This is a genomic window from Parolsenella sp. (genome assembly GCF_982402205.1).
Genome location: NZ_CEVYAT010000061.1, coordinates 1 through 8751 on the forward strand (window position 1 = coordinate 1; position 8751 = coordinate 8751).

Consider the following 8751-nt stretch of genomic DNA (forward strand, 5'->3'; position numbering starts at 1 on the left):
CGACCCACCGGGCGCCTTCCTTTTGTCTGGGCCAACGCGGGGCCGCCGGGCGGGGACCCCCGGCAGGTGGCCCTTTCTTTGTAACGGGCCCTGGGCACCGCGGGCGTCCCCTTCGTCTCGGAGCTTTAGCCTGCGCTACCGATGAGTTCTATGTGGTGTCCTCCTACTTGAGTGCTTGGTGTATTCTTCGCCTGACGTTATTACTTCTCTTGTTGGGTGTTGTCATGGGTCATGTTAGGGATTTGCTCGACAGGCTCCCTCACATCTATAAGACGATGTTCGGTCATTGCGTTATTAAGACGGTTCGTCTTGAGAACGGCGACTTGGTGCGCGTGCTACAGGTTGGCGGCGTGTACCAGAGCGCCTCCTATGTCGATGAACGTCGTCTTGATCCGGTGTTCTCTTACTATTTCGGCTTTGACCATGCGTTTGATGGAGACCAGAAGCCTACTCGAGTTCTGATGATTGGCGGAGGGGGCTATTCGTGGCCCAAGCATGTGGCCAAGGACTACCCCTTTGTCTCATCGCTCGATGTTGTCGAGATTGACCCTGCCGTTACTTCTCTTGCGCGTAAGTGGTTCTTCCTTGATGAATGCATGCAGCGGTATCCCGGGGTCATCAATCCTATCGAGGCTGATGGCAGGTCTTATCTCCAGGCTGCACCCGCTTCTTCCTATGACTGCATTGCCATCGACGCTTTCTCTGGGTGTGAACCGGTCGTAACCTTGGCTACGGTTGAGGCCGCCGTTGCTGCCGCTCGCGTACTTGGTCCCAGCGGCGTTCTTGTCTCTAACGTAGTGTCTGCAAATGAGGGACAGGACGTGTCGTTCCTCTTTAGGTATATGTCGTCTCTTCGCGAGGCATTTGAGCACGTCTACGTGCTCCCCTGCGACAGCGATGAGCTTTCAGTCGAGGATAATTACATCGTCTACGCGACCAACGGCTCCGTTGTGCCCGATGGCGTTCTCCCCTATGAAGGCTCCATGCTCCTGGCGCCCATGCGCGATGGGGGCTAGCTGGCAAACCAGGGGATATCGACGCCGGGCACGCCTCCGCCCGCAGGAAGCTCGTAGCTTGTGATATAGCCCGTCCAGCCATTGACGCGTTTCCTCATGCCCTCGATGTCGAGCGTGCCGTAGGCAAATCCCTTACGAACGAGCTCGGGTGGAACGTATTCGTCGTACTTCTCGAACAGGGGAAGCTCGTCCTTGTAAAGAAGCTCCATGGGATCGAACTTGCTTGCCGCCTCGGTTGTCACGACGTCGAAGAACTCCTTGGGTCCCGCCGACATCACAAAGGTGAGGTAGTAGGGTCTCGACGAATCGATTCCTTTCAGGCCAAGCTGCTTTGCGCATTTGATCTTGAGCAGCCTCTCGAGGGCGAGGAAGGCGTAGCTCCCAAGCCAGGGGAAGAGGGCCCAGGTGTTTCCGCCCAGGTTGATGAGCGGGTGAATGTCTATCTGCGCGGCGGCCGCGGCTCTGCGCGCAAGCGCAAGCCTGCCCACTGCGTTCTTCATGAGGTAGGGATAGGCGCTGCGCTCCTCGAGGACCTTGAGCAGGCGCTCGAGCACGTGGGTGTGGATGTCGCCGGGGCACTCGCCAAAGTAGGCGGGAACCTTGCCGCGCACCTTTGTGGCGTAGACGATGTGACGCTTGTGGTCGACGTCCTCGACGAGCCACGTGGCTCCCGCGATGGCGATCTTCTCGCCCGCCGGGGGAGGGGCCACGATGGTGCCGAGCTCGGCTGAGTCGCTGCGCACGGTGTACTCGATGTTTTCCTGGAAGACGGCGTAGAACTTGTATGAGCTGGCCACGCGCTCGCCCGAAAGGCCCACGATGAGCCCGTCCGTTTCCGTTTGCTCGATCTGCCCCGTGAGGAGCAGGTGACGAAGCATGACGCGGAAGTCATCGGGGGAGACTCGGTGGAAGACGGTCAGGTTGAGCACGCGCTGCGCCAGCTCGGCGGGCGTGAGCTCGCCTTCGCTTGCGAGCGTGGCGATGGTCTGGTGGTAGAGCAGGCTGTAGGGGAGCCGGTCGAGTCGGGGAGGCTCCACCCAGTGCTCCTCGCGATAGAGCTGTACGAGGGCGATTCCCTGAAGCAGCTTCCAGGGGATGGTCTCGGGCAGAAGCGCCCGCGGCTCAGGTGGCTCCTCTCGCATGACGAACCACATCTCGGGTGGGGTGCCGCGCCTGCCCGTGCGGCCCATGCGCTGCAGAAACGAGCTCACGGTGAAGGGCGCGTCGATCTGGAAGGCCCGCTCGAGCCTGCCGATGTCGATGCCGAGCTCGAGCGTCGAGGTGGTGATGGTGGTGAGGGCCTGGGAGTCGTCCCTCATGAGCTCCTCGGCAGACTCGCGCAGGGAGCTCGAGAGGTTGCCGTGATGGATGAGAAAGCGGTCTGCCTCGTGGCTGGCCTCACAATAGCGGCGAAGCTCAGTGCAGACGGCCTCGGCGTCCTCGCGCGAGTTGGCAAAGACGAGGCACTTCTTGTTGCGTGCGTGCTCAAAGATGTAGCCCAGGCCGGGGTCTGCCTCGCGTGGCGCCGCGTCGCTGGGTGCGTCGAGCGCCGGGCTTGCCGCATGGTCCGTGGGTTCCTCGACCTCGTCTGGGACGATGCTCTGGAGGGTGAGCTCGCGCGCCTGCTTGGCGTCTGCGCCCCTGGCCTTGCGAATGTAGTCGATGCCGCGCAGGGCCTCCTCTGCCTGCCCGCCCATGGCGTCTGCCGCCTGGGGGCCGCTGAGGTAGAAGTGTTCCATGGAGAGACGCCAAGTGCGCTGTGGCTCTTCGACGCGGGGAACCACCCAGCCACGGCCGGTGCCGGCGGAGAGGAAGGCGCCCACGGCCTGCGGGTCTCCGATGGTGGCGGACAGGCCGATGCGCCGCGGGTTGACGCCCGCCATGCGACAGAGGCGCTCGATGAGGCAGATGGTCTGGCCACCGCGGTCTCCGCGCAGCAGGGAGTGGACCTCATCGATGACGATGAAGCGCAGGTCGCAGAAGAGCCTCGAGATGGCGGCGTGCTTGCGCAGCAGCAGGGCCTCGAGCGACTCGGGCGTGATCTGCAAGATGCCGCTTGGGTTCTTGAGCATCTTGGCCTTGTGGGAGGCCGAGACGTCTCCGTGCCAGTGCCACACGGGGATGTTCGCCTCGGCACAGAGGTCGTTGAGGCGTAGGAATTGGTCGTTGATGAGTGCCTTGAGAGGGCCGATGTAGATGGCACCCACGCTGGCGGGAGGGTCCTCGTCGAACAGCGAGAGGATGGGGAAGAAGGCGGCCTCGGTCTTTCCCGAGGCGGTCTGGGCGGTGAGCAGCACGTTTGCGTCGGTGTCGAAGATGGCTTCGGCGGCGGCGACCTGGATGCCCCTCAGGCTCTCCCACTCATGGTCGTAGATGAAGTCCTGAATGAACGGAGCAAAGCGCTCGAACGTGCCCATGCACCCTCCTCTCGAATGGCGTGGCTGCTAGATTTTGAACTCGGCAAAGCTGCGCTGGCCGGGCTGCTCGGCCTCGCCGGACGCGCCGCCCGAGGTGGCCGTGGCAAACTGGTTGGAGCCCAGCAGCTCCTCCATGCCCATCTCGGGGTTCTGGCATAGGATGTCGAGAAGCTCGATGAAGTCCCTGATGACCTCGCGCGGGGTGAGGTGGGTGTCTGCGCCCACGCGGCCAAACTCGATCTCGAGGAAGCGCACGAGGTCCTCGGTGCCAAGCCTGCGCTCGTAGCCAAAGTAGCCGGCGTGAATGTCGGCGAGCTTCTCGATGAGGACGAGCAGCTCCTCGTAGGTGAGCGGATTGAGGTGGATCACGGGGGCGAGCATGTCCAACAGGCCCTCCCGCGCAAAGCGGCCCTCGGAAAGGCGGCTGCGCAGGGCCTCGTAGGAGTAGACGCCGCGCCTGCGGTCCTCGATGGACTGGGGCGTGCCTCCCATGATGATGCCCAGGTAGTGCGCCTTGCCCTGGAGCGTGTCGTTGTACATCGTGAGAATCTTCTCGTAGTTGTACTGGCGCGTGATGGAATTGGGAATCTTATAGAGGTTCACGAGTTCATCGATGAGGACGAGCATGCCCTCGTAGCCCGCGCCCTTGAGGAAGCGTGCAAAAAGCTTGAGGTAGTCGTACCAGTTGTCGTCGCAGATGCAGACGTTGACGCCAAGGTCCTGGCGGGCCTCGGTCTTGGTTCGGTACTCGCCGCGCAGCCAGCGCAGCACGGCGCTGCGGCGCTCGTCGTCGCCGCCCGCCGCGGCGTAGTAGATGCGCATGATGCGGGCAAAATCGAAGCCGTGGACCATCTCCTCGACGGGCGCCATCTGGGCCTCGAGCGCCGCCGTGGCGTCTGGGGCCTTCTCGATGTTGGCGACCCAGCGGTCGAGAACGAGCTGCAGGGCGCCGCCTTCGGGTCGCGTCTTGGTGGAGACGTTGCGGATGAGCTCGCGGTAGGTGGCAAGGCCCTGGCCGCTGTTGCCCTGCAGGCGACGCTCGGGCGAGAGGTCTGCATCTGCCACGACGAAGCCCTTGCCCATCGCGTGGGTTCGGATGGTTTGGAGCAGGAAGCTCTTTCCGGCGCCGTAGCGGCCCACGAGGAAGCGGAAGCTCGCACCACCGTCGGCGATGAGGTCAAGGTCGTGGAGCAGCGCGGCAATCTCGGTCTTGCGGCCAACCGTGATGTAGGGAAGGCCGATCCTGGGGACGACGCCGCCCTTGAGGGAGTTTATGAGCACCGCGGCGATGCGCTTGGGCACGCGCGGGGTGTTGCTGGGTTCGCTGGGGCTCATGGGAGAAGGGCTCCTCTCAGGTCTTGCAGGTAATCCTCGATGATCTGGGGGCCGCCGTCGACAAACTCGATGGCCGTGTCTCCCAGAAGGTCGAAGAGCTTCTCGTTGATGGAGTCGACCATCATGTCAGGGGAGACGGTTCCAAAGTTGGGCTGGCCGCCCTCGAGCAGGGTGCTCACGATGGCGAGCTCTGCGCTCGTGAGGCCATAGGGGCCCTCCTGGGCACCCTGGAGCTCCGAGGCCGCGGTCTGACGCTTGGGACTGTCCTCGGCACCCGATGCGCCCTCTGGCGGCGCGAGGGGGCCTTCTGTGACCCGCCCCTCGATGCGGGGACTGTCGCTCGTGCATTCGAGCGCGGGGCCGGCCGCGGCTGCGTCTGCGTGGCTGGGCACGGGATCGGCTACGACCGCGGGCGTGGCAAGGTCGGACGCGCCCGCGCGCTCCTCGTCGACGAGCAGGGCCTCGCGCGTGACGCTGGCCGCCGCGCGGATCTGGTCGAGCTGGCCCAGGTCGATCCTCACGCGGCGCGCCTCGCGCTGGCGCTCCCACTCGAGGCGCGCCGCGATTTGCTCGTCGATGATCTTGGCGAGGTACTTGGGCGTGGCGCCCTCGGCGAGCGGGTGCTCGTAGTCGAGGACGAGGCGCAGGCGCTGGTCGATGGTGCGCACGATGCTGCCAAGCTTGGCATTGCGGCCGCGGCTCTCGAGGTACTCCTCGCGATGCCATGCGCCGCGGGCGCAGACGTAGCGGTTGACCTCGTCGAGCTCGTAGGTGCAGTCCTCATGGCGCCGGGGCGCCCAGAACACGGCCGAGGCGAACATGGGATAGCTCTTGGCAAGCGGCGAGCCAAAGAGGGTCTCGACAAGGCCACTTTTGCGGTGCTTGTCGTAATAGACGGCAAGCTGGGAGAGCGAGCCGCAGGTGACGGCCACAAGCGTGTCCGGCCGCTCCCTGTAGAGCCTGCTCGACCCCAGCTGGTAGCTCGAGAGCTTCTCGAGCGCGTTGAGGAGCTCGTCTTGGACGGGTGAGCTCGCGAGCGTGGAGACCTCGCGCCAGGTGGCGAGCCCCCGCTTGAGGGCGACGACGGCCTGGTCGAACTCGAGGTCGACGTAGGGGGTGATGAGCTCGACGGGCAGGTTGTGCCAGGCCGCGTAGTCGCGCAGCCAGCGCTTGGCATGACGGTCGAGCTTGCCGTCGAAGACGCGGTAGCTCTGCCACAGCGAGCAGATCTTTTCGAAGCCGTCGCGCGCGTCGCTGGCCCCCACGCCGCACAGCAGCTCGTAGAAGAGCACGAAGACGAACGAGAGGCTGGTGGGCGACACCTTGCCCTGGCGCACCTGCGTGCGCCACGAGAAGTAGCGGCGCAGGTCACGGTTGCTCATGTCCTCGTAGGTGGGGAAGTAGTGGCTGAAGGTGGAGTAGAACGGGACGTCGTCCTCGTAGTCCTCCATGACGCGGGCCTGCTCGTAGAAGAGCTTGGCGGCCGGCCACATCCTGGCCTCGGGGTTGCGGACGATGGCGCGCATCTGCTCGATGCGCTCGGGGAGGTAGCTTGCCATCTGCGAGCCGCGCGAGACGATGGGCTCGTCGGTATAGACGCGCGTGGCGAAGGCCCCGGTCTGGCGTCCCTCGGCCTGCGCGTTTATGCGGTCGATGATGCTCTGGATGTCTGCCCTCGCCACGATGCCTCCCCTCAACATGGGTGCGAGAACAGCATCATACCACGATGACGAACATGTGTTTGTAATGAGAAAGGACGGCGATGCCCTTGTCGGCTACACGAAGGCGCAGACCACGGCGATGGCCACGGCAGGCAGCATGTTGGCCGGCTTGAACGTGCGCGGCCAGATGAGGTTGACGCCCACGCAGAAGATGAGGGCGGAGCCCACGAGCGAGAGGTTGGCGAGCGCGGCGGTGGTCATGATGGGGTGGAGCAGCGTGGCGAGCGCGGTGACCGTGCCCTGCAGCACGCCCACCGGCAGGGCCGCGAACAGGCAGCCGCGCCCCATTGAGGCGGCCATCGAGCAGACGATGACGGCGTCGAGCGCTCCCTTGAGGGCAAGCGTCGACCAGTCGCCCGGCAGACCATCCTGGATGGACCCCACGATGGCCATGGCGCCGATGCAGACGGTGAGCGAGGCCGAGACGAACCCGTCGACGAAGCGCGTGTCCCCCGAGCTGCCGGTCTTGTCGCGCAGCCGCTCTCCCAGGGTCTCGAAGCGGGCGTCGATGTCGAGCAGCTCGCCCGCGACGGTGCCAAGCGCGAGCGAGACGAGCATCATCATGGTGCCTTGGGTGGAGAGGGAGATGGTGCCGTCTGCCGCGGCCTGCGCCACCAGCATGTGCTGCATAACGCCCGACGCTCCCACAAAGATGACGCACACGCCGCAGGCATGCAGCAGGGCCTGCTGCATGCGGTCGTCGATGATGCCACTGGCAAGCAGCCCCACCGCGCCGCCGGCGACGATGCAGGCGACGTTGATGAGCGTTCCGAGACCGAGCATTTGGCTCCTTTGCATACGCTGGCAACCTTTCAGTATAAGCTCGTGGTAGCGGGCGGGGTCGTAGCGCGGGCTATGGTGCGGGCGGGCCGCGGTAACGGACGGTGCCCCGGCGCAGGGCCGGTGCCGGCGGGCCGCTGCGCGAATCTCGCAGCTCGCGCGCTCGCTGCGGCGCGTATAGTTACGGCTAGACCAAGAGACGGAGGACGCGTGGCCTAACCTGAGAAGATCCGAACCGGGCCGTCGCTTCCTCGAGCCCGCCGATGTCGAGTTCTTCGCTGAGGAGGACATCGACCTCGTCAAGTCCTCGAAGGACCCCTCGAAGGTTTGTCCCGTCGAGGCCGCTCTCTCCATCATGGAGGCCGCCGACGAGATGTGGGCCTTCCTCGAGAAGAAGTTCTCTTCCGAGGAGAACCCGAGCTGCAGCGTGCCTTGGGCCAAGTAGGAGAGGGACGCTTCCATCCGCTGGGCAACTCTTCACAAATTGAACGCTTACGGAGGGATGGCGTTCTGTGGTAGGGTTGCCCATGCAACATAGGATGTAGTCGCAGCCATGCATGCGCATACGGGCGAGATGAAGTTCAAACTTCGTCTCGCCCGTTTTTTGTTGGCGCGGCCATCGCCGCGGGCACAGCCTGCGGAGACAAACGGAGAGGAATCGCCCACATATGCCTACCAACAAGCGAGAGAGCCTGATCTTCACCGTCATCATGTGCTTCTGCATGGTGCTTTGGATGTCCATCTACAACGTCGCGCGCATGTACGGACACGTTGGGATTGACGTGATTGTCGATGCTTGGATTGGTTTTCCGCCTGCCTATGTCTTTGCGATGCTGTGCGACGTGTTTATCGCGGGACCGCTCGCCAAAGGCTTTGCGTTCAAGTATCTCGTGACGCCGGGGAAGAGTTCTCCCCGCGCGATGACGCTCGCGGTCTCCAGCTGCATGGTTGTCCCGATGGTGATCATCATGTCGCTCTATGGTGCCTTTGAGGGGGCCTTCCATGCTGGCACGCTCGCGATTGTCCCCATGGCCTGGCTTTCGAACATCCCTTGGAACTTCGCGATGGCTCTGCCGTGGAACCTCCTTGTAGCCGGTCCCTTTGCTCGCCTTGTGTTCCGTCGCGCGTTTCCCGTGGGGACCGTGCTTGAGAAGCCGGTCGAGCCGATGAACCTCGGGGCCCTTGGTGGCGAGGACGAGAAGGACGGCTTCGCTGCCGAGGCGGTATAGCCAGACCTATACTCAGGGAAGGCAGGCCTACGGGACCTGCGTTTCCTCGACTGGGAGGCATTGCATGGAGATTGACGGCATCCAGATTAAGAAGGTGGCGTCGGTCGGTGCCGGCGTCATCGGGTATAGCTACGCGCTTAAGTTCGCGATGGCCGGGCTTGACGTGTGGGCGCAGAACCGCACGGAGGAGTCGAGCGAGCTCGCGCGCGAGCGCGTGGCGGCTTCGCTGGAGTCCCTCGTGAAGAATGGCGTC

The 8751-nt window shown here is 64.1% G+C and carries 7 protein-coding genes; 3 read left to right on the forward strand and 4 right to left on the reverse strand.

The window, feature by feature from the left end; translation table 11 throughout:
• The first annotated feature begins 152 nt into the window (after nt 1–152).
• Nucleotides 153–1016 carry a spermidine synthase gene (locus tag AC1VTH_RS04655; protein WP_481334962.1) on the forward strand — a complete coding sequence of 288 codons (864 nt, stop codon included), beginning with the start codon at nt 153–155 and terminating at the stop codon, nt 1014–1016.
• Here the strand turns inward: AC1VTH_RS04655 and AC1VTH_RS04660 are convergent.
• From AC1VTH_RS04660 to AC1VTH_RS04675, 4 genes are all read right to left on the reverse strand, one after another.
• Nucleotides 1013–3433, reverse strand: coding sequence for a DEAD/DEAH box helicase (locus AC1VTH_RS04660; protein ID WP_481334963.1), 2421 nt, complete (start codon nt 3431–3433; stop codon nt 1013–1015). The two genes, AC1VTH_RS04655 and AC1VTH_RS04660, sit on opposite strands and share 4 nt — an antisense overlap.
• 27 nt (nt 3434–3460) lie before the next feature.
• Nucleotides 3461–4768 carry an ATP-binding protein gene (locus AC1VTH_RS04665; protein ID WP_481334965.1) on the reverse strand — a complete coding sequence of 436 codons (1308 nt, stop codon included), beginning with the start codon at nt 4766–4768 and terminating at the stop codon, nt 3461–3463.
• A complete protein-coding gene (locus AC1VTH_RS04670; protein ID WP_481334967.1) occupies nt 4765–6450 on the reverse strand; it encodes a TerB N-terminal domain-containing protein in 1686 nt (561 codons plus the stop codon). Before AC1VTH_RS04670 ends, AC1VTH_RS04665 begins: the two co-directional genes overlap by 4 nt.
• A 93-nt stretch (nt 6451–6543) precedes the next feature.
• Nucleotides 6544–7272, reverse strand: coding sequence for a DUF554 domain-containing protein (locus AC1VTH_RS04675; protein ID WP_481334968.1), 729 nt, complete (start codon nt 7270–7272; stop codon nt 6544–6546).
• Nucleotides 7273–7937: 665 nt separating this feature from the next.
• On the opposite strand from AC1VTH_RS04675, the gene AC1VTH_RS04680 reads away from it, so the two are divergent.
• On the forward strand, nt 7938–8498 hold the full coding sequence (locus tag AC1VTH_RS04680) for a DUF2798 domain-containing protein (protein WP_481334969.1): 561 nt from the start codon (nt 7938–7940) through the stop codon (nt 8496–8498).
• Nucleotides 8499–8562: 64 nt separating this feature from the next.
• Nucleotides 8563–8751, forward strand: a 189-nt coding sequence (locus AC1VTH_RS04685) for a 3-hydroxyacyl-CoA dehydrogenase NAD-binding domain-containing protein (protein ID WP_481334970.1), incomplete at its 3' end; no start/stop codon positions are given.